This window comes from Streptomyces mutabilis, from assembly GCF_014649815.1.
Taxonomy (GTDB): Bacteria; Actinomycetota; Actinomycetes; order Streptomycetales; family Streptomycetaceae; genus Streptomyces; species Streptomyces mutabilis.
This window is the reverse complement of record NZ_BMTT01000002.1, coordinates 718,545-737,604: the sequence shown is the minus strand read 5'-3', so window position 1 is coordinate 737,604 and position 19,060 is coordinate 718,545. Positions and strand designations below refer to the sequence as shown.

The 19,060-nt window shown below is 72.1% G+C and carries 18 protein-coding genes and 3 pseudogenes; 12 read left to right on the top strand and 9 right to left on the bottom strand.

Going from position 1 to position 19,060, the window contains the following annotated elements; all coding sequences use genetic code 11:
• Nucleotides 1-141: 141 nt before the first annotated feature.
• The gene (locus tag IE142_RS07640) at nucleotides 142-396 is read right to left on the bottom strand and encodes a DUF2530 domain-containing protein (RefSeq protein WP_071528891.1); all 255 of its coding nucleotides are present in this window, start codon (nucleotides 394-396) and stop codon (nucleotides 142-144) included.
• 181 nt (nucleotides 397-577) lie between these two features.
• On the opposite strand from IE142_RS07640, the gene IE142_RS07635 reads away from it, so the two are divergent.
• Complete coding sequence (locus IE142_RS07635; RefSeq protein ID WP_191884954.1) at nucleotides 578-2,035, top strand: NCS2 family permease; 1,458 nt, start codon at nucleotides 578-580, stop codon at nucleotides 2,033-2,035.
• Between the two features lie 9 nt (nucleotides 2,036-2,044).
• On the opposite strand, the gene IE142_RS07630 is transcribed toward IE142_RS07635, so the two are convergent.
• On the bottom strand, nucleotides 2,045-2,227 hold the full coding sequence (locus IE142_RS07630) for a ribbon-helix-helix protein, CopG family (RefSeq protein ID WP_191884953.1): 183 nt from the start codon (nucleotides 2,225-2,227) through the stop codon (nucleotides 2,045-2,047).
• A 156-nt stretch (nucleotides 2,228-2,383) separates the two neighbouring features.
• On the opposite strand from IE142_RS07630, the gene IE142_RS07625 reads away from it, so the two are divergent.
• Genes IE142_RS07625 through thpR form a run of 3 tightly spaced genes read left to right on the top strand, consistent with a single transcriptional unit; the run spans nucleotide 2,384 to nucleotide 4,839 of the window.
• On the top strand, nucleotides 2,384-2,821 hold the full coding sequence (locus IE142_RS07625; protein WP_043381673.1) for a MarR family winged helix-turn-helix transcriptional regulator: 438 nt from the start codon (nucleotides 2,384-2,386) through the stop codon (nucleotides 2,819-2,821).
• 25 nt (nucleotides 2,822-2,846) lie between these two features.
• The gene (locus IE142_RS07620; protein ID WP_191884952.1) at nucleotides 2,847-4,208 is read left to right on the top strand and encodes an MFS transporter; all 1,362 of its coding nucleotides are present in this window, start codon (nucleotides 2,847-2,849) and stop codon (nucleotides 4,206-4,208) included.
• 34 nt (nucleotides 4,209-4,242) lie between these two features.
• A complete protein-coding gene (thpR, locus tag IE142_RS07615; RefSeq protein ID WP_191884951.1) occupies nucleotides 4,243-4,839 on the top strand; it encodes an RNA 2',3'-cyclic phosphodiesterase in 597 nt (198 codons plus the stop codon).
• A 140-nt stretch (nucleotides 4,840-4,979) separates the two neighbouring features.
• On the opposite strand, the gene IE142_RS07610 is transcribed toward thpR, so the two are convergent.
• Nucleotides 4,980-5,972: an aldo/keto reductase gene (locus IE142_RS07610; RefSeq protein ID WP_191884950.1), complete on the bottom strand. Its 993-nt coding sequence runs from the start codon at nucleotides 5,970-5,972 to the stop codon at nucleotides 4,980-4,982.
• A gap of 52 nt (nucleotides 5,973-6,024) precedes the next feature.
• Nucleotides 6,025-6,612: a Uma2 family endonuclease gene (locus tag IE142_RS07605; protein ID WP_191884949.1), complete on the bottom strand. Its 588-nt coding sequence runs from the start codon at nucleotides 6,610-6,612 to the stop codon at nucleotides 6,025-6,027.
• Between the two features lie 91 nt (nucleotides 6,613-6,703).
• Between IE142_RS07605 and IE142_RS07600 the strand changes: the two are divergent.
• Nucleotides 6,704-7,458, top strand: a pseudogene (locus IE142_RS07600) (aminoglycoside adenylyltransferase family protein).
• Here IE142_RS07600 and IE142_RS07595 read toward each other — a convergent pair.
• Complete coding sequence (locus tag IE142_RS07595; RefSeq protein ID WP_191884948.1) at nucleotides 7,437-8,120, bottom strand: GDSL-type esterase/lipase family protein; 684 nt, start codon at nucleotides 8,118-8,120, stop codon at nucleotides 7,437-7,439. The pseudogene IE142_RS07600 and the gene IE142_RS07595 overlap by 22 nt on opposite strands.
• A gap of 100 nt (nucleotides 8,121-8,220) precedes the next feature.
• Between IE142_RS07595 and IE142_RS07590 the strand changes: the two genes are divergently transcribed.
• Entirely contained in the window at nucleotides 8,221-9,201 is a 981-nt protein-coding gene (locus IE142_RS07590) for a WD40 repeat domain-containing protein (protein WP_191884947.1), read from the top strand.
• Here IE142_RS07590 and IE142_RS07585 read toward each other — a convergent pair.
• Nucleotides 9,175-9,978, bottom strand: a complete 804-nt coding sequence (locus IE142_RS07585) for a TetR/AcrR family transcriptional regulator (protein WP_191884946.1) — start codon at nucleotides 9,976-9,978, stop codon at nucleotides 9,175-9,177. The two genes, IE142_RS07590 and IE142_RS07585, sit on opposite strands and share 27 nt — an antisense overlap.
• Before the next feature lie 93 nt (nucleotides 9,979-10,071).
• Here IE142_RS07585 and IE142_RS07580 point away from each other — a divergent pair, with 93 nt between their 5' ends.
• Together IE142_RS07580 and IE142_RS07575 are read left to right on the top strand one after the other, a co-directional pair.
• Nucleotides 10,072-11,082, top strand: a complete 1,011-nt coding sequence (locus IE142_RS07580; protein ID WP_191884945.1) for an ATP-binding cassette domain-containing protein — start codon at nucleotides 10,072-10,074, stop codon at nucleotides 11,080-11,082.
• Nucleotides 11,079-11,903 (top strand): ABC transporter permease, encoded by an 825-nt coding sequence (locus IE142_RS07575; RefSeq protein WP_191884944.1) that lies wholly within the window; start codon nucleotides 11,079-11,081, stop codon nucleotides 11,901-11,903. Before IE142_RS07580 ends, IE142_RS07575 begins: the two co-directional genes overlap by 4 nt.
• Before the next feature lie 73 nt (nucleotides 11,904-11,976).
• Here IE142_RS07575 and serC read toward each other — a convergent pair whose 3' ends face one another.
• Entirely contained in the window at nucleotides 11,977-13,095 is a 1,119-nt protein-coding gene (gene serC / locus IE142_RS07570) for a phosphoserine transaminase (protein WP_191884943.1), read from the bottom strand.
• Nucleotides 13,096-13,206: 111 nt separating this feature from the next.
• On the opposite strand from serC, the gene IE142_RS07565 reads away from it, so the two are divergent.
• A complete protein-coding gene (locus IE142_RS07565) occupies nucleotides 13,207-16,068 on the top strand; it encodes an FAD-binding and (Fe-S)-binding domain-containing protein (protein ID WP_191884942.1) in 2,862 nt (953 codons plus the stop codon).
• A 164-nt stretch (nucleotides 16,069-16,232) separates the two neighbouring features.
• Here IE142_RS07565 and IE142_RS07560 read toward each other — a convergent pair whose 3' ends face one another.
• Nucleotides 16,233-16,484 carry a hypothetical protein gene (locus tag IE142_RS07560; RefSeq protein ID WP_191884941.1) on the bottom strand — a complete coding sequence of 84 codons (252 nt, stop codon included), beginning with the start codon at nucleotides 16,482-16,484 and terminating at the stop codon, nucleotides 16,233-16,235.
• A gap of 186 nt (nucleotides 16,485-16,670) precedes the next feature.
• Here IE142_RS07560 and IE142_RS07555 point away from each other — a divergent pair.
• From IE142_RS07555 to IE142_RS37625, 3 genes and pseudogenes are all read left to right on the top strand, one after another.
• A pseudogene (locus IE142_RS07555) lies at nucleotides 16,671-16,883 on the top strand (GntR family transcriptional regulator); the annotation flags it as partial.
• Between the two features lie 37 nt (nucleotides 16,884-16,920).
• A complete protein-coding gene (locus tag IE142_RS36390; protein WP_229830223.1) occupies nucleotides 16,921-17,535 on the top strand; it encodes an FG-GAP repeat domain-containing protein in 615 nt (204 codons plus the stop codon).
• 345 nt (nucleotides 17,536-17,880) lie between these two features.
• Nucleotides 17,881-18,099: pseudogene (locus IE142_RS37625) on the top strand (VCBS repeat-containing protein); the annotation flags it as partial.
• Between the two features lie 332 nt (nucleotides 18,100-18,431).
• On the opposite strand, the gene IE142_RS07545 reads toward IE142_RS37625, so the two are convergent.
• Nucleotides 18,432-19,052: a dihydrofolate reductase family protein gene (locus IE142_RS07545; RefSeq protein WP_191885069.1), complete on the bottom strand. Its 621-nt coding sequence runs from the start codon at nucleotides 19,050-19,052 to the stop codon at nucleotides 18,432-18,434.
• Between the last annotated feature and the right edge of the window lie 8 nt (nucleotides 19,053-19,060).

The window sequence follows — 19,060 nt, the reverse complement described above, 5'->3', positions numbered from 1 at the left end:
GTTCGACGGTACGTGCGGTTCTGGGGCGTCACCCGCCGAATGTGCGGAAGTTCCGACCGGGGTAGGACGGGCGGCCGCGGCGAATGATGCCGTGGTACTACGGCCCGGGTCCAAGTGCCGGCTCCCGCTCGGGCATGAGCGTCAGGCGGTGTCCCGTGCGGCCCGCTTGAGGGCGGCGTCGCGCTTGCGCACGTACCAGATGCCGATCAGGCCGAGCCCGCCGCCGGCCAGGCACGTCCACACCCACCAGGTGTGCCCGCGGTCGTCGAACCAGCCGTAGAACGGCAGCTGCACCAGGAAGAGGACGAACCAGAGGACGGTGCCGCCGACGATGGTCGGAACCACGGGGCCCTCCAGGGGCGCCGGTGCCTCGTGCCTGGGTGTCCACTTCGTCATGCGTACAGCTTACGAGGCGGCCGGAGGCGGCCCTGCGGCGTGGCGCCACCTCGGTTCTACGCGCGGAGATAGCAAACCGGGGCTCATACGTTCATACTGAACCCGTTTGTCTCTGACCGCTTTCATTCGTAGGAAACGCCAACAAGGCCGTGGGGGAACCTGTTGGTGATGAGGTCCACCCATGCCCACCTCGGCCTCCGCCAAGGTCCCCCCGTCCCCCGAGTCGCCGGAAGACCGGCGGCTCCCGCAGAACGGCCTCGACCGCTACTTCAAGATCTCCGAGCGCGGCAGCACTCTGCCCCGCGAGATCCGGGGCGGCTTCGCCACCTTCTTCGCGATGGCCTACATCATCGTGCTGAACCCGATCATCCTGGGCAGCGCGAAGGACATGTACGGCAACCAGCTGGACAACGGTCAGCTGGTCACCGCGACCGCCCTCACGGCGGCCTTCACCACGCTGCTGATGGGCGTCATCGGCAACGTGCCGATCGCGCTGGCCGCCGGCCTCGGTGTGAACTCCGTCGTCGCCCTCCAGCTCGCCCCGCGGATGTCCTGGCCGGACGCCATGGGCATGGTGGTGCTGGCGGGCTTCGTCGTGATGCTGCTGGTCGCCACCGGCCTGCGTGAGCGCGTCATGAACGCCGTGCCTCACGGCCTGCGCAAGGCCATCGCCATCGGCATCGGCCTGTTCATCATGCTGATCGGCCTCGTCGACTCCGGCTTCGTCACCCGCATGCCCGACGCCGCGCAGACCACCGTCCCGCTCCAGCTCGGCACGGGCGGCCACCTGCTCGGCTGGCCGGTGCTGGTCTTCGTCCTCGGTGTGCTGCTGACCCTGGCGCTGATCGTCCGCAGGACCCCCGGCGCGATTCTGATCTCGATCGTCGTCATGACCGTCCTGGCGATGGTCATCAACCTGATCGCCGACGTCCCCTCCTGGGGCCTGACCACCCCGGAGTGGCCCGGCAACCCCGTCGCCGCCCCCGACTTCGGCCTGGTTGGCGAGGTCAGCCTGTTCGGCGGGTTCGAGAAGGTCGGCATCCTGACCGGGGTGCTGTTCGTGTTCACCGTCCTGCTGTCGTGCTTCTTCGACGCGATGGGCACGATCATGGCCGTCAGCGACGAGGCGAAGCTGACCGACGGCGAGGGTCAGATGCCGGGCATCAACAAGGTCCTGTTCGTCGACGGCATCGCGGTCGCCACGGGCGGCGCCAGTTCCGCGTCGGCGACGACCTGCTTCGTGGAGTCCACGGCGGGCGTCGGCGAGGGTGCCCGCACCGGCTTCGCGAACATCGTAAGCGGCGCGCTGTTCGCCCTGGCCCTGTTCCTCACGCCGGTCGCCACGATGGTGCCGTCCCAGGCGGCCACCCCGGCGCTGGTCGCGGTCGGCTTCCTGATCCTGGCCGGTTCGATCAGGGAGATCGACTGGAGCGACTTCACGATCGCCATCCCGGCCTTCGTGACGATGCTGATGATGCCGTTCACCTACTCGATCACCAACGGCATCGGCATGGGCTTCATCGCCTTCTCGGTGCTGCGCCTGGCCGCCGGTCGGGGCCGCGAGGTCCCGGTCACGATGTACGCGGTGTCGGCGGTTTTCGCCTTCTACTACCTGATGCCGGCCCTGGGTCTCACCTGACCGGTGGGGTCAGGTGGCCCCGTGGAACCGTTCCGTCTCCTTCACGGCGGACTGGAACCGCTCGTCGAAGCCATCGCGGATGAGCGTCCGGACGACATGGTCCTGGACGCTCATTCCTCTTTTGGCCGCACGGTGCCGGAGCCGGTCGAGCAGCTCCCCGTCCATCCGCAGGCTGAGCACGCTGGTCCCCATGGCCACGAGAGTCACCCCCACGCACCGGGTGATGCTCCGTTTTCCGGCAACGGCTCACTCGTACGGGTGAACCGCGGGTTTCAGTGGCGGGCGTCACGGGCACGCGGGTGGTTGTGCGGTGGTATTTCGCCAGACTAATGAGTTACGCTAAGGAACATGCCGGACCTCAACCATGGCGACGACGCCGCCGCCGTGAACTCCCTGCGCTCCGCCGTGATGCGGCTGTCCCGTCGGCTCAAGCACCAGCGCGTCGACGAGTCGCTCAGCCCGACCGAGATGTCGGTGCTGGGCACCCTGTCCAACTGCGGCAGCGCGACCCCGGGCGAGCTCGCCCGCAAGGAACACGTCCAGCCGCCGTCGATGACCCGCATCGTGGCGCTGCTGGAGGCGAAGGGTCTGGTCCGGCTGGAGCCGCACCCCGAGGACCGGCGCCAGAAGGTCGTGACGCAGACCGAGCAGGCCGTGGTGATGCTCGAGGAGAGCCGCCGCAAGCGGAACGCGTTCCTGGCCACGCTGGTCGAGGGACTCGACGAGGAGGAGTGGGCGACCCTGCGTGCCGCCGCCCCCGTGCTCGAGAAGCTGGCGCACGTGTAAGCAGACCGACGAGGAGGCGAACCCTTTGAGTACGGGACCCGGAACAGCTTCCGCCCCCGCACCTGACGGCCACGACGACCCGACCACCCCCGACGCCCCTCGCAAGACGTCGATGTTCGCCTCCCTGAGGGTCAGAAACTACCGCCTGTTCTTCATGGGACAGGTGGTCTCCAACATCGGCACCTGGATGCAGCGCATCGCCCAGGACTGGCTGGTGCTCAGCCTCACCGGTTCCTCGGCCGCCGTCGGCATCACCACGGCCCTGCAGTTCCTGCCGATGCTGCTCTTCGGCCTCTACGGCGGCGTCCTCGTCGACCGGCTGCGCAAGCGGCCCACGCTGCTGGTCACCCAGTCGTCGATGGCCGTGACCGCGCTCTTCCTCGCCGTCCTCACCCTGACCGGTCACGTCCAGGTGTGGCACGTCTACGTCGCGGCCTTCGCGATGGGTCTGGCCACGGTCGTCGACAACCCGGCCCGCCAGTCCTTCGTCTCCGAGCTCGTCGGCCGGGACCAGCTCCAGAACGCGGTCAGCCTCAACTCGGCGAACTTCCAGTCCGCCCGCCTGGTCGGCCCCGCCGTCGCCGGCCTGATGATCACCGGGGTGGGCACGGGCTGGGCGTTCCTCGCCAACGGCCTGTCCTTCGTCGCGCCGCTGAGCTGCCTGCTGCTGATGCGCGCCCGCGAACTGCACGCCGTCGAGCGCGCGCCGCGCGGCAAGGGCCAGCTGCGGGAGGGCCTGCACTACGTGGCCGGCCGCCCCGAGCTGATCTGGACCATCGTGCTGGTCGGCTTCATCGGCACCTTCGGCTTCAACTTCCCGGTGTTCCTGTCCGCCTTCGCCGACGACGTCTTCGACGCGGGTGCGGGCGCCTACAGCCTCTTCAACACCCTCATGGCCGTCGGTTCCCTCGCCGGCGCCCTGCTCGCCGCCCGGCGCGGCACGGCGCGGCTGCGCGTGCTGATCGCGGCGGCGCTCGCCTTCGGCGCCCTGGAGATGGTGGCGGCGACGGCCCCGCGGTTGTGGCTGTTCGCCCTGCTCATGGTCCCGATCGGCGTCTTCAGCATGACGGTCAACGTCACCGCCAACACCAGCATCCAGATGTCCACCGACCCGGCCATGCGGGGCCGTGTCATGGCCCTCTACATGATGGTCTTCCTCGGCGGCTCCCCGGTCGGCGCCCCGATCGTCGGCTGGGTCACCGACGCGTACGGCGCCCGTGCGGGCTTCGCCGCGGGCGGCGCGGTGGCGGCGACGGCGGCGCTCGTCATCGGCCTGGTCCTGGCCCGCGTCGGCAACCTGCGCCTGTCGGTCGGCTGGCACCGGGGGCACCCGCAAGTGCGGTTCGTGCCGCGGGAACGGCGGAAGGAACTGGCGCCGGCGGCGTAGGGGCCGGGAGGTACGGGTCTGACAGGGTGATGCCATGAGACTCTTCGCCGCCGTACTGCCCCCCGAGGACGTGGCCGCCGCCCTCGCCGCCGAGGTGGCGGCGCTGAGGAGGCTGCCCGGCGCGGAGGGGCTGCGCTGGACCGGGCGTCCCGGCTGGCCCCGCGGCGGAGTCGCTGATTGGCACCTCACCCTCGCCTTCTACGGCGAGGTCGACGACGACCTCGTACCGGACCTCTCGGCCCGCCTGGAGCGGGCCGCCCACCGCACCGCACCCTTCCCGCTGGCGCTGCGCGGCGGCGGGCAGTTCGGGCACGGCCGGGTCCTGTGGACGGGAGCGGACGGTGACCTGGCGACGCTGCAGCTGCTCGCCGACCGCGCGGAGTCGGCGGGGCGCAAGTCGGGCGTCGAGATGGGCGCGCACCGGCGCTACAAGCCCCATCTGACGGTGGCCCGCGGCCGGGTGGCGTTCGACGTGCGGCCGTACGTCGAGGCCCTGGACGGCTTCGCCAGTCCCGCCTGGACGGTGACCGACCTCGCGCTGGTGCGCAGCAATCTGCCGAGGTCCGGGGTGCCGGGCGAGCAGCCCCGTTACGAGACGGTCGCCCGCAGCCCGCTCGGCGCGTCCGGTTAGGCTCGGGGACGTGGACCCGAAGACCCGTAACCGGATCATGGCCGGTGTGCTCGTGCTCATGCTCGTGGTGGTGGCGGTGGCGGCGGCCCTCGGCTGACCGGGCCGTGGGCGGCCGCCGCCCCGCTCACCACGTCACTGCGCTACCAGGCGAACGCCTCCGGAGAGGGCCCGGGTCCCGGGAAGATCTCGTCCAGCCCGGCCAGCAGCTCGTCCGACAGCTCCAGCTCCACGGCCCGCAGCGCCGACGCGAGCTGATCGGCCGTGCGCGGGCCGACGATCGGGCCGGTCACGCCGGGCCGGGTCAGCAGCCAGGCCAGCGCGGCCTCGCCGGGCTCGACGCCGTGCTTGTCGAGCAGGTCCTCGTACGCCTGGATCTGTGCCCGCTTGGCGGGGTCGGCCAGGGTGTCGGCCGCCCGGCCGGAGGCGCGGCGCCCGCCCTGCACCTCCTTCTTGAGGACCCCGCCGAGCAGTCCGCCGTGCAGCGGCGACCAGGGGATGACGCCGAGGCCGTAGTCCTGCGCGGCCGGGATGACCTCCATCTCGGCGCGGCGCTCGGCCAGGTTGTACAGGCACTGCTCGCTGACCAGGCCGATGGTGCCGCCGCGCCGGGCGGCGGTCTCGTTGGCCTGCGCGATCTTGTAGCCGGGGAAATTCGACGACCCGGCGTACAGAACCTTGCCCTGCTGCACCAGCGTGTCGATGGCCTGCCAGATCTCGTCGAAGCCGGTGGCGCGGTCGATGTGGTGGAACTGGTACAGGTCGATGTGGTCGGTCCGGAGCCGCTTCAGGCTGGCGTCGACCGCCCGCCGGATGTTCACGGCGGACAGCTTGTCGTGGTTGGGCCATGCCTCGCCGTCGGCGCCCATGTTGCCGTACACCTTGGTGGCGATCACGGTCTTGTCGCGCCGGTCGCCGCCCTTGGCGAACCAGTTGCCGATGATCTCCTCGGTGCGGCCCTTGTTCTCGCCCCAGCCGTACACGTTGGCGGTGTCGAAGAAGTTGATGCCGGCGTCCAGCGCCGCGTCCATGATGGCGTGGCTGTCGGCCTCGTCGGTCTGCGGACCGAAGTTCATCGTCCCGAGGACGAGCCGGCTGACCTTGAGTCCTGTGCGTCCCAGCTGCGTGTACTCCATGGTCCCCAAGCCAACGGCTTGGAGTGCGCTCCAGGCAAGCGGGTCGGGTGGGTCAGTCGCGGGGGAAGGTGTCGGTCCTCAGGGTGAGGCCGAGGACGGTGTCGGTGAGGTCCAGTTCCTGTCCGAAGGCGACGCGGGTCTCGGTCGTGTAGTCGCCGTCCTTGGGGTGCGTGAAGACGTGGCAGCGGCCCTGGTACGGGTCGGCGATGAGGTAGAGGGGGACCTCGGCGGTGGCGTAGGCGAGCTTCTTGGGGCCATAGTCGTTGGCGGCGGTGCCCTGGGAGATGACCTCGGCGACGAACTCGACGTCCTGGTATCGCCGGTGGCCCGTTTCGTCATGCTCCGCGCCGTCGCGGAGCTTGGCCACGTCCGGGCAGAAGCCGTTCATGGGGCCCGGGAAGTCGATGCGGACGTCCGAGAGGACCAATACGTCCATACCGAAACGGTCCTCGATGGCCCGTACGATCCGGCGGATGATTGCCCAGTGCGTGTCGCGCTGCGGTGTCATGTGGACGTTGCCCTCGACGATCTCGACCCGGAATCCTTCGGGGACGGGCATCCGCTCCAGCCGCTTGAACCACTCGTCCAAGCACTCCGTGTTGGCGTCGGCCATGGCGATCCTGTCGTCTACGACGGTCATCGTGGCGCTCCTCCCCGGCTGCCCCGACGACGGTTACAGCCGCGCGGTACAAACGATACGCACGGCGACCGGGGCACGGGAGGACGCGCATATGCCAGAGCGGGACCGCACCGACCACCTCGTCACCCTGGTCCGGCGCCACCTCGGCCACGACGCCGTGCTCGGCGTCTACGCGCACGGCTCCGCCACCCTCGGCGGCCTGCGCCCGCACAGCGACCTCGATCTGCTCGTCGTCGTACGGAACCCCACGACGCACGCGCGACGCGCCGCACTCACGGAAGAGTTGCTGACGGTGTCCCAAGGCGCAGGGCGCCGCCCCGTCGAGCTGATCGTCGTCGTCCACGGCGACGTCCGGCCGTGGCGCTACCCGCCCCGCCGCGACTACCTCTACGGCGAGTGGCTGCGCGCCGCCTACGAGCGCGGCCACGTCCCCGGGCCCGAGGACGACCCCGACCTGGCCCCGCTCCTGACCATGGTGCTGCGCGCCGACACCCCGCTGCACGGCCCGCCGCCCTCCTCGACCCCGTCCCGCACACGGACCTGCGGCGGGCGATCGTCGCCGGGTTGCCGGAGCTGACGGCCGAGCTGGAGCCGGACACCCGCAACGTCCTGCTCACCCTCGCCCGGATCTGGAGCACGCTCGTCACCGGCGGGATCCGGTCGAAGGACGCGGCGGCCGACTGGGCCCTCGCCCGGCTGCCCGCCGGGTACCGCGAGCCCTTGGCCCACGCCCGCGCCGTCTACCTCGGGCACGAGCACGACGAGCACTGGGACGAAGGCGTGCGCCCTTGCGCCGACCACATGGTCCGGGCGATCCGGGAGACCTACGGGGAAGCGGCCGAGTAGGGCCCGCCCAGCCCCCACCCCTCGCCCATCGCCTCCGCGAACGCGCCCGCGATGAGGTGCTCGCCACTCGCGTTGGGATGCGTGCCGTCGTGGGTGTCGACGTGGAAGTCGTACGACTGAGGCGGCGGGACGAGAAGCAGGGAGGAGCCCGGTTCGTCGAGGTCGGCGACCGTCTTCGCCAGGAGTTCGTTGAAGCGGTGGACCTGCCCGGCGAACGTCTCGTCGGCGTCCACCCGGACGTTGTGCAGCACCGGCATCACGGCCATGCGGACCCGCGGGTTCGCCGAGCGGGCGTCCGCCACGAAGGCGTGGACGTTGTCGGCGGTCTGCTCGGCGTTGGTGTAGAAGCCGAGGTCGATCAGGCCGAGCGAGACCAGGAGCACGTCCGCGCGGCAGGACCGTACCGTCTCGCCGATGACCGGGGTCATGTGGTGCCAGCCCTCGCCCCAGCCCGCCAGGTGGGCGCGGGGGAAGTCCGGGTCGGCGTAGGCGTACGAGGTCGGCTCGTCCGTCGACGGGTCGTGCAGCGTCTCGCGCGGGCCCACGAACGTGAAGGGGCGACCGCAGGAGTCGCGCAGGTGCCGCCACAGCCGGTAGCGCCACGTGTGTTCGCCGGCGCTCCCGATCGTCATGGAGTCACCGACGAACATGAACCTGAGCATCCGCTCATCATGGACGATGGGCCCGACCGGCGCGATGTGAGTCCGGCCACGCAGGGTGACCGCCGACGTGAACGCCCGTGCGGGATGGCAGGCTTGGCGCATGCGCCGATCTCTCGCCGTCCTCGCCTCGGCCCTCCTCGCGGGCGCGTTCGCCGTGCCCGCCTCCGCCGCCGACGGGGACGACGGGAGCGACGGCTTCACGATCAAGGACCCGCGCATCACCGAGTCCAGCGGCCTCGCCGCCTCCCGCCTCCACCCCGGCGTCTACTGGACGCACAACGACCAGGACAACGGCCCCTACCTGTACGCCGTGGACGGCTCCACCGGCGAGACCGTCGCGCGCGTCGCCCTCTCCGGCGTGGGCACGCCCCGGGACGTCGAGGCGATCTCCATCGGGCCGGACAACCGGATCTTCGTCGGCGACATCGGGGACAACGACGGCGTGTCCTGGCCGTACGTGTGGATCTACGAGCTGCCCGAGCCGACGGAACTGAGGGACCAGACGGTCAAGGCGACGCAGTACGTCGTGAAGTACGCGGACGGCTCCCGCGACGCCGAGTCGATGGCCGTCCACCCGACGACCGGGCGGGTCTACATCATCGACAAGCACGAGGACGGCGGGCATCTGTACGAGGGCCCCGAGAAGCTCTCCGCCTCCGGCGCCAACGTCTTCCGGCCCACCGCCCCCGTCGAGCTCTGGGCCACCGACGCCGCCTTCTCCCCGGACGGGAAGACGCTCGCCGTGCGCGGGTACCTCGGGGGCGTCTGGTACGACTGGAACGGCGGGAAGATCCAGCGCAAGGGGCGGATCAGTGTGCCGCTGGGGCAGGGGGAGTCCGTCACCTACACCCCCGACGGGGAGAAGCTGCTGCTCGGCATGGAGGGCGTCAACAGCCCGGTCAAGGCCGAGGACGCGCCGGGCCGGAGCAGTGGGTCGGGCGGGGGCGGGTCCGGTGCCTCGGGCGGGGGCGCCGACGGGGCCGACGGTCCGGGCGGGGACACGCTCAAGGTCGGGGCGGTCGGGCTGCTCGTGGCGTGCGCCGTCCTGTTCGGACTACGACGGCTGTTCCGCGGCCGCTGACCCGTCCGTCGCCGGCCCGTCCGCCGCGCGCCGCGCGGCCACCAGCACCTCCAGCCCGTCCAGGATGCGCCGCAGCCCGAACTCGAAGTGGTCGAAGCCGGTGCCGAAGGCGTCTTCGGACAGGGAGGCCAGCACGGGGTAGCGCCCGCTGGTCATGGCCTTCACCAGCGCCGGCTCCTGGGCCCGCCAGAACTGCGCGTCCGTCATCCCGGAGGTGCGTTCCGCCTCCTCCTGGTACACCTGCGTGCGGGCGGCCCCGACCACGTACCCGTCGATCATGACGATCGTCGACACCAGCTCCGGGTCGGTCAGACCCATCGGCCTGATCCGGGCGAGCACCTTCTCCATGCCGTCCAGCGCGGCCGGGCCGAGGACCGGGCGGGACTGGTTGACCTCCAGCAGCCAGGTGTGCCGGCGGTAGAGGGCGAGCGTGGCGTGGCCGAGGGCCTCCAGCGCCGAGCGCCAGTCGCCGTCGCCGAGGTCGTCGGGGTCCTCGGAGGGGCGCTGCACGCGGTCCAGCATCAGGTCGAGCAGCTCGCCCTTGCCCGGGACGTAGCGGTACAGGGACATGGTGCCGGTGCCCAGCTCCGTGGCGATGCGGCGCATCGAGACCGCGCCCAACCCGTCCCGGTCGGCGACCTCGACGGCCGCCTCCACGATCCGCTCCAGCGTCAGCCCCGGCTTGGGCCCCCGGCTGGGTCGCCGGCCGCTGTCCCACAACAGTTCCAGGGTGCGGTTGATGTCACCGCTGCCGCTGGTCTCCGTACCGCTCGCCATGGGGCCAGTCTAGGTGCGCGGACAGAAACTGGGTACGGCGTACGCGCAAACGGGTACGGTGTACTCAGTTGTGGAGTGAAAGGGGGACCGACCATGAGCGACGGGCACGCGGTACGGGCCGAGGGGCTGGAGAAGCGGTACGGCGACAAACGCGCCCTCGACGGCTTCGACCTGGCCGTCCGCGAGGGCACCGTGCACGGGCTGCTGGGGCCGAACGGCGCGGGCAAGACCACGGCCGTGCGCATCCTGTCCACGCTGATCCGGCTGGACGGGGGACGGGCCGAGGTGGCCGGCCTCGACGTCGCCCGGCAGGCGCGGGAAGTACGGGCGCGGATCGGCCTGACCGGCCAGTACGCGGCCGTGGACGAGGTGCTGACCGGCCGGCAGAACCTGGAGATGTTCGGGCGGCTGTTCCACCTGGGCGGCAGGCGGGCGCGGGCGCGCGCCGTCGAGCTGCTGGAGCAGTTCGACCTGACCGACGCCGCCGACCGGGGCGTCGGCAAGTACAGCGGCGGCATGCGGCGGCGTCTCGACCTCGCCGCGTCGATGATCCTCGCCCCGTCCGTGCTGTTCCTGGACGAGCCGACCACGGGTCTGGACCCGCGCAGCCGGGGCGAGGTCTGGGACTCGGTCCGGTCGCTGGTGGCGAGCGGCACGACCGTGCTGCTGACCACGCAGTACCTGGAGGAGGCGGACAAGCTGGCGTCCCGCATCACCGTCATCGACCGGGGCCGGGCCATCGCCGACGACACCCCGGACGGGCTGAAGAACCTGGTCGGCGGCGACCGGATCGAGGTCGTCGTGGCCGAGCGGTCCGAGATCGGGCGGGTGGTGAAGACGGTCGCCCGGGTCTGCGAGGGCGAACCCGAGACCGACGAGGGGACGCTGCGCGTGCACGCCCCGGTCACCGACCGGGTGTCGGCCCTGACCGAGGTGGCGCGCACCCTCCAGGACGAAGGTGTCCGGGTGGAGGACATCGGGCTGCGCAGGCCGAGCCTCGACGACGTGTTCCTGCGCCTGACCGGACACCGCACGGACCGCACGGACCGCACGGACCGTGCGGACCGTGCGGACGCCGCGGAGAAGGACGCGGTGGCGGCATGAGCGCCCTCGACCTGACGCCGGCCCCGCCCGAGCGCGGCCGGCTGTACTGGCTCCTCGCCGACTGCGGCAACATAGTCCGCCGCGGCCTGACCCACTACCAGCGCCAGCCCGTCAACATCGCCTGGCAGCTGGGTTTCCCGATCCTGTCCGTCCTCCTCTACGGCTATGTCTTCGGCAGCGCGATGACCGTGCCCGGCGGCGGGGACTACAAGGACTTCCTGATGCCGGGCATGTTCGTGATGACCATGGCCTTCGGGTTCATCAACACCGCGACGGTAGTCGTCCACGACTCCACGAAGGGCGTCATCGACCGGTTCCGCTCCATGCCGATGTCGTCGTCGGCGGTGGTGGCCGGGCGGGGGGTCACGGATCTGGTCGTCGCCTGCGCCGAGCTGGCCATCATGATGCTGACGGCGTTGGCCATGGGCTGGCGGCCGGACGGCGGCTGGGGATTCCTGGCCGCGTTCGGACTGCTGCTGTGGCTGCGGTTCGCGCTGATCTGGATCGGCGTGTGGCTGGGGCTCCTCGTCCCCAACCCGGAGGCGGCGGGCGGCCTGTTCGCGGTCGCGTTCCCGCTGACGATGATCTCCAGCATCTTCGTCGCCCCGCAGCTCATGCCGGACTGGCTGGGCTGGGTGGCCGCCTGGAACCCGATCTCCTCCACGGCCGCGGCGGCCCGCGAGCTGTTCGGCACGCCGGTCGGCGGCGGCGACTCCTGGGTCGAGCAGCACGCGCTGCTGATGGCGGGGGTGTGGCCGGTGGTGCTGACGGCGATCTTCCTGCCGCTGGCAGTGCGACGCTTCCAGCGGCTCAGCCGGTAGGCGCGGGGGAGCAGTGAGGGGCGCCCGGCTGATCGCCGGGCGCCCCTCACCGTCGTACTGCGAGCGTGTCGCGTCAGAGCTTCTCGATCACGTAGTCGACGCACTTCGTCAGCGCCTCGACGTCCGCCGGGTCGATCGCCGGGAACATCGCGACGCGCAGCTGGTTGCGGCCGAGCTTGCGGTACGGCTCGGTGTCCACGACGCCGTTGGCGCGCAGCACCTTGGCGACCGCGGCGGCGTCGATGTCGTCGGAGAGGTCGATGGTGCCGATGACCTGGGACCGCTTGGCCGGGTCGGAGACGAACGGGGTGGCGTACTTGGCCTCCTCCGCCCAGGTGTACAGGCGGGTCGAGGAGTCCTTGGTGCGGCCGGTGGTGAAGTCCAGGCCGCCCTGGCCGTTCATCCACTCAAGCTGTTCGTTGAGGAGGAACAGGGTGGCCAGCGCCGGGGTGTTGTACGTCTGGTTCTTGCGGGAGTTGTCGATCGCGGTCGGCAGCGAGAAGAACTCCGGGACGTGCCGGCCGCTCGCGTGGATCCGCTCGGCGCGCTCGATCGCCGCCGGGGAGAAGACGCCGATCCACAGGCCGCCGTCGGAGGCGAAGGACTTCTGCGGGGCGAAGTAGTAGACGTCGGTCTCGGCGATGTCGACCGGCAGGCCGCCGGCGCCGGACGTCGCGTCGACCAGCACGAGGGAGCCCTCGTCGGCGCCGACGACCCGCTTGACGGGCATGGCGACGCCGGTCGAGGTCTCGTTGTGGGTGAACGCGTACACGTCCACGCCGGCCTCGGCCCGCGCCTCGGGGTGCGTGCCCGGGTCGGCGGAGACGACGGTCGGCTCGGCCAGCCAGGGCGCCAGCTTGGCGGCCTTGGCGAACTTGGAGGAGAACTCGCCGAAGCTCAGGTGCTGCGACTTGTTCTCGATCAGGCCGTGGGTCGCGATGTCCCAGAACGCGGTGGAGCCGCCGTTGCCGAGGACCACCTCGTAGCCGTCGGGGAGCCGGAACAGCTCGGAGATGCCCTCACGGACCTTGCCGACCAGGTTCTTGACGGGCGCCTGGCGGTGGGAGGTGCCGAGCAGGGACGTACCGGTGGCGGCCAGGGCGTCCAGCGCCTCCACCCGCACCTTGGAGGGACCCGCGCCGAATCGACCGTCCGCGGGCTTGATGTCAGCAGGAATCTGGATCTCAGCCACGTGCCGGAGCGTATCCCGTCGGCCAAACCGGACGGAGACATGTCCGTCCGATGAGACGAGATCTCCGCCTTGCGGACCTGTGCCAAGCCACAAGCGCTCATGCTGGAGGGCATGACCGATCTGGAGGCAGCACTGCGCAGGGCCGTACGCGGCGAGGTCGGATTCGACGTCACGTCCCGGGCGCTGACCACCATGGACGCGTCCAACTACCGGCGGGTGCCGCTCGGCGTGGTGGCACCCCGGGACGCCGACGACGTGGCGGCGGCGCTGGAGGTCTGCCGGGAGCACGGGACGCCGGTGGTCGCGAGGGGCGGCGGCACGTCGATCGCCGGGCAGGCGACGGGCACGGGCGTCGTCCTGGACTTCACCCGGCACATGAACCGGCTGCTCTCGCTCGACCCCGAGGCCCGCACCGCGGTCGTCCAGCCCGGCCTGGTCCTCGACCGCCTCCAGGAGGCCGCCGCCCCGCACGGCCTGCGCTTCGGCCCCGACCCCTCCACCTACAGCCGCTGCACCCTCGGCGGCATGATCGGCAACAACTCCTGCGGCTCCCACTCGGTGGCATGGGGCACGACGGCGGACAGCGTGCGGGAGCTGACGGTGCTCACGGCGCGGGGGCGGTCCCTGCGGCTCGGGCGGGACTGGGCCGGGGCGCCACAGGGCCTGCGCGAGCTGGTCGACGGCGACCTGGCGCGTCTGCGCACCGGCTTCCCGGACCTCCCCCGCCGCATCTCCGGCTATGCGCTGGACGCGCTGCTGCCGGAGAACGGCGCGGACGTGGCCCGCTCCTTCTGCGGCTCGGAGGGCACGCTGGGCGTGCTGACGGAGGCGGTGATCGGGCTGGTCGAGGCGCCGAGGGCCCGTGCGCTGGCAGTCCTCGGATACGCCGACGAGGCGGGGGCGGCGGAGGCCGCTGCCGGGCTGCTGCCGCTCGGGCCCCTGACAGTGGAGGGCATGGCGGTGGACCTCGTCCCGTCCACGCGGGGGCTGCCGCGGGGCGGGGCGTGGCTGTTCGTGGAGACGGGCGGCGATTCGGAGGCCGAGGCGCGGGCGCGCGCGGAGGCGGTGGTGCGGGCGGCGGACGTCGTGGACACGCTGGTGGTGACCGACCCGGCCGGTCAGCGGAGGCTGTGGCGCATCCGGGAGGACGCGAGCGGCACGGCGACGCGGATGCCGGACGGTGCGGAGGCGTGGCCCGGCTGGGAGGACTGCGCGGTGCCGCCGGCCCGCCTGGGCGGCTACCTGCGGGACTTCCGGGCGCTGCTCGCCGCCCATGACCTGCGCGGCACCCCGTACGGCCACTTCGGCGACGGCTGCATCCACGTACGCGTCGACTTCGACCTGCTGACGGAAGCCGGGGTCGCCCGCTTCCGCCGCTTCTCGGAGGAACTGGCGGACGTGGTCGTCGCGCACGGCGGCTCGCTCTCCGGGGAGCACGGCGACGGGCAGGCGCGGGCGGAACTGCTGCCCAGGATGTACGGCGAGGAGACCGTCGCCCTCTTCGAGCGGGCGAAGGGCGTCTGGGACCCGGACGACCTCCTCAACCCGGGCATGCTGGTCCGCCCGGCCCCGCTCGACGCGAACCTCCGCTTCTCCGTCCTGCCGCGCGAGCCGGTGCACGTGGAGTTCGGCTACCCCGCCGACGGGGGCGACTTCTCGGCGGCGGTGCGCCGCTGCGTCGGCGTCGCGAAGTGCCGTACGACGTCGGTGACCGGCTCGGGCGTGATGTGCCCGTCGTTCCGGGCGACGGGGGAGGAGGAGCACTCCACGCGGGGCCGCGCCCGCCTGCTGCACGAGATGCTCGCCGGTGAACTGGTGACGGACGGCTGGCGGTCGACGGAGGTCCGCGACGCCCTCGACCTGTGCCTGTCCTGCAAGGGCTGCCGCTCCGACTGCCCGGTCGAGGTCGACATGGCCACGTACAAGGCGGAGTTCCTGCACCACCATTACGCGGGCCGTCGCCGCCCCGCCGCCCACTACGCGATGGGGTGGCTGCCGGTGTGGCTGCGCTGGGCGTCGCGGGCGCGGGTGGCGCCGGTCGTCAACGCGCTGGCGTCGGTGGGGCCGTTGTCGGCGGTGGCGAAACGGCTGGGCGGGATCGCGGGGGAGCGGGAGGTGCCGCGGCTGGCGGGGGAGACGTTCAGCCGGTGGTGGCGCGGGCGCGGCGGGCCGCGCGGAGAGGGCGAGTTGGTGGTCCTCTGGCCCGACACCTTCACGGAGCACCTCTCACCCTCCGTGGGCCGGGCGGCCGTACGGGTGCTGGAGGCGGCGGGGCTGCGGGTGGTGCTGCCGCCGACGCTGTGGGGGCGTGCGGTGGTCGGGGACGGTACGTCGAGGTCGGCTCTGGCACTGTTGGCCGCCCGCAGGGGCCGGGTCTGCTGCGGACTGACGTACGTGTCGACGGGCCAACTGGACCGCGCCCGAGCGGTGATGCGCCGCACGCTGGACCTGATGGCCCCGGTGCTGGAGACCTCGGCACCGGTCGTCGTCCTGGAACCGAGCTGCGCCGCCGCCCTGCGCACGGACCTGCCGGAGCTGCTGCACGACGATCCGCGAGCCGCTCGGCTCGCGGCCCGCGTCCTGACCTTCGCGGAGGCACTGGAGTGTCACGCCCCCGACTGGACCCCGCCCGCCGTGGACCGTCCGGTCACCGGCCAGACCCACTGCCACCAGCACGCGGTCCTGGGCGACGCGGCCGACCGCCGCCTGCGCGAGGCGGCGGGCCTGACCGGCGAGCTGGGCGGCGGCTGCTGCGGCCTCGCGGGCAACTTCGGTTTCGAGGACGGCCACTACGAGGTCTCCGTCGCCTGTGCCGAGGACCAGCTGCTCCCGGCGGTGCGCGAGGCGCCGGCCGGGGCGGTGGTCCTGGCGGACGGCTTCTCGTGCCGGACGCAGCTGGAGCAGCTGGCGGGGGTGCGGGGGCGGCATCTGGCGGAGGTGCTGGCGGAGGGGCTGGAGCAGCGGCCGGAGTGACGGAGGCCATGGCCGGTGGAACTCGACCTCGGGGCGGGACGCCGTGGGGCCGTCGAGCAGAGGCTGGGGGATGCCGCGCAGGTGGAGTTCGAAGAAGGCGTGAACACAGTCGGGCTTGCCCTCGGGTCCGGACCAGGGGAGCAGGCGGGGTTCGCGCGGTGCCGTCATGCCGCTGCCCCCAGCTCGTACGGGGCGGGGAGGACGACACACGGGCGTACGGCCACGGTGCCCGTGCCGTCGAGGGTGGGGGGCAGGCCGTAGGGGCTGCGGTGGGTGGGGAGGGGGACGATGCCAATAGTGGACGAAGAAAGCGGTGCGGTGAGGGTTGCCGGGCGCGGGCCGGTGCGGCGGTGAGTGCCTCGGGGTTCGAGAAGCGGGGCCGCCCAGGTGACGAGGCGGCCGATAAGGTACGGCATGTCATCAGCTCCTCAGGGGTCTCAGCTGGTGGCCGCGCCCCCGGACGGCTCCACCCGTCGCGGGGGCATTCATCTGGAGTAGCCAGCGCGGTCTACCGCGGTCGCGCGGTCTACCGCGCCGTATTAGCGTCCACCGCATGACTCCCGAGCTCGACACGCACCCGGCCCGTCTGGCGGCAGGTCGCCGCTGCCATTGAGGCGCGTATCGCTGACGGCACCTACTCCGTGGGCAGCCGGGTTCCATCGGTGGTCGAGCTGTCGGCCGAGTTCGGCATTGCCGCCTCGACTGCGCAGAAGGCGCTGGCCCACCTCAAGGCGGAAGGGCTGATCCGGGCCGAGGTCGGCCTCGGTTCCTTCGTCGCCGAGCGGCCGGGAGGCAGTGGCGCCGACCCGGCTTGACCGGAACCGTGCCGGACAGCCGCTGCGTGATGTCTGTATGGACGGTTCGGGTGGTCGAGGGGGAGGGGCGCGGCGGCGCGTCGGTGAGCGGGAGTGGTTCGTGGTGGGCGGTGCGGCCCTTGTCGCGCTGGCCGCCGTCACGGGTGCGGTGATCGCGGGCGACTCCGCGACCGACGTCACAGCGCCGCACGACTGCCGGACCTCGGTGCACGGCACCGCGCCGGTGACACAGCGGCCCGCGTCCGAGACCACCCCCGCCGCCGACTTCGACGGGGACGGTCACCCCGACCTGGCCTTCGGCTCGCAGGGGGACGTGGAGGGCGGGGCCGGAGGCGGCAGCATCGAGGTGGCGTACGGGGAGGGGGACGGGACGGGGCCGACACGCTGTCAGCACCTCACGCAGGACGACCCCGGCATACCGGGGAAGAACCGAGACGAGAGCTTCTTCGGGTCCGACGTGGTCGCCCGCGACCTCGACGAGGACGGGTACACCGACCTCGCCGCCGCCGTCTTCGACTGGAGGCCGAGCGTGATCGTCATGTGGGGCTCGGCGACCGGGGCTGTCCCGCGCCACCCGGGTGCCGGGGACGGACACCAGTCACGTCTCCTGGGACATCGACCCGATCCTGGACGAGCAGCTCGCCGCGGGTGACTTCGACGGCGACGGGCACACCGATCCGGTCTCGGGCTGGGCTCCGGGAAGGGGCTGCTCAAGGGGCCGTTCGAGAGGGACGGCACCCCGGCGGAGACGGCCGCCGTCCCGGCCCCGCGCCGGCCCGCGGGGAACGTCGACTCCGCGAACTACGTCGACCTCGTCGCCGGGGACCTCGACGGCGACGGCGCCGACGAGCTGGTGACCGTCCACGACGCCTGGTCGCCGGACGCCACTTGGTCCTAGACGCCATGGCCGGTCGGCTACTTCGAGGGCGGCCCGAACGGTCTCACCCAGCCCGACGGAGCGGACCTCCCCGACGCGGCGACGGCGGCCGTCGGTGACGTGGACGGCGACGGCTGCGGCGACCTGGTCCTCAGCCCCCGGGGCGGCGACGCGAGCCGCGGCTCGGTGACGGTGGTGTACGGGTCGGAATCGGGGCCGAGCAAGCGCAGGACGACGATCGACCGCGACACGCCGGGCGTGCCCGGCGAGGAGCCCCAGGACGAGGACGCCGGCTTCATCTCCCTGGACACCGGGGACGTGAACGGTGACGGATACGCGGACTCGGCGGCCGGGGCGCCGCGATGGGACCCGTACGCCGAACCGGGCCCCGAGCAGGTGCTGTTCCCGGCGGGCGGCCCGGACGGACTGACCGGCGAGGGCGCCCGGGTCTTCGAAGGCGGCACCTTCCCCGGCTCGGGCGAGCGAACGGGCTTCGGCTCGGCGGTGGCCCTCACCGACCTGGACGGCGACCGCCGTGCCGAGCTGGTGGTGGCCGAGCTGGGCGGCGACGCGGCCGACGGCTCCGCGTGGCTGTCGCCCGGCACGGGCGACGGGCCGTCCGCCGAAGGTGGCCCGGACGAGGCGGCTGCCGTCGTCGGCCGCTCTCCGGATCACTGCCCGAGGCGGTACTTCAGGTGGGTGGCCAGGGGAGTGTGCACCACCCGAACCGGTTCGAGGTCGCGCCGGACCGCGCCCGGTCCCTCGAAGAGCCGCAGTCCGGCTCCGAGGAGCGTGGGGACCACGTGGAGCTGGAGCTCGTCGATGAGGCCCGCCCCGAGGTACTGCCGCACCGTGTCCGCGCCGCCCGCGATGTCGACGTTGCGGTCTCCGGCGGCGGTCTTCGCCTGCTCCAGGGCGCTGTGGATGCCGTCGGTGACGAAGGTGAAGGTGGTGCCGCCCTTCTTGACCAGGGCGGGGCGGGGGCGGTTGGTGAGGACGAAGACCGGGGTGCGGAAGGGCGGGTCCTCGCCCCAGAACTCCTCGCCCGTGTCGTACATCATCCGGCCCATGACCACCGCTCCCGTGGCGTCGAACCACTCCCGGAGCAGCTCCGAGTCGCGGTTCTCCACCCCTCCGGTCATGCCCTGGCGTTCCCGCCAGCTCGCCAGGTTGTGGATCCAGGCGAAGATCGGCTCGCCGCCGTCACCGCCCGGGTTGTCGAGGGTGACGTTCGGGCCGGCGACGTAGCCGTCGAGGGTGCTGGCCAGGTCCGCGGTCACGGTGGTGGTCATGGGGGGTG

Excerpts from the sequence above, each read along its gene's own strand:
- IE142_RS07630 (WP_191884953.1), bottom strand. The coding sequence starts at position 2,227 with ATGGGGACCAGCGTGCTCAGCCTGCGGATGGACGGGGAGCTGCTCGAC.
- IE142_RS07585 (WP_191884946.1), bottom strand. The coding sequence starts at position 9,978 with ATGGCGAGCGGTACGGAGACCAGCGGCAGCGGTGACATCAACCGCACC.
- IE142_RS07635 (WP_191884954.1), top strand. The coding sequence starts at position 578 with ATGCCCACCTCGGCCTCCGCCAAGGTCCCCCCGTCCCCCGAGTCGCCG.
- IE142_RS36390 (WP_229830223.1), top strand. The coding sequence starts at position 16,921 with ATGGACGGTTCGGGTGGTCGAGGGGGAGGGGCGCGGCGGCGCGTCGGT.
- IE142_RS07605 (WP_191884949.1), bottom strand. The coding sequence starts at position 6,612 with ATGACCGTCGTAGACGACAGGATCGCCATGGCCGACGCCAACACGGAG.
- IE142_RS07640 (WP_071528891.1), bottom strand. The coding sequence starts at position 396 with ATGACGAAGTGGACACCCAGGCACGAGGCACCGGCGCCCCTGGAGGGC.
- IE142_RS07625 (WP_043381673.1), top strand. The coding sequence starts at position 2,384 with ATGCCGGACCTCAACCATGGCGACGACGCCGCCGCCGTGAACTCCCTG.
- IE142_RS07565 (WP_191884942.1), top strand. The coding sequence starts at position 13,207 with ATGACCGATCTGGAGGCAGCACTGCGCAGGGCCGTACGCGGCGAGGTC.
- IE142_RS07610 (WP_191884950.1), bottom strand. The coding sequence starts at position 5,972 with ATGGAGTACACGCAGCTGGGACGCACAGGACTCAAGGTCAGCCGGCTC.
- IE142_RS07590 (WP_191884947.1), top strand. The coding sequence starts at position 8,221 with ATGCGCCGATCTCTCGCCGTCCTCGCCTCGGCCCTCCTCGCGGGCGCG.
- IE142_RS07595 (WP_191884948.1), bottom strand. The coding sequence starts at position 8,120 with ATGCTCAGGTTCATGTTCGTCGGTGACTCCATGACGATCGGGAGCGCC.
- IE142_RS07545 (WP_191885069.1), bottom strand. The coding sequence starts at position 19,052 with ATGACCACCACCGTGACCGCGGACCTGGCCAGCACCCTCGACGGCTAC.
- IE142_RS07580 (WP_191884945.1), top strand. The coding sequence starts at position 10,072 with ATGAGCGACGGGCACGCGGTACGGGCCGAGGGGCTGGAGAAGCGGTAC.
- IE142_RS07575 (WP_191884944.1), top strand. The coding sequence starts at position 11,079 with ATGAGCGCCCTCGACCTGACGCCGGCCCCGCCCGAGCGCGGCCGGCTG.
- thpR (WP_191884951.1), top strand. The coding sequence starts at position 4,243 with ATGAGACTCTTCGCCGCCGTACTGCCCCCCGAGGACGTGGCCGCCGCC.
- IE142_RS07560 (WP_191884941.1), bottom strand. The coding sequence starts at position 16,484 with ATGCCGTACCTTATCGGCCGCCTCGTCACCTGGGCGGCCCCGCTTCTC.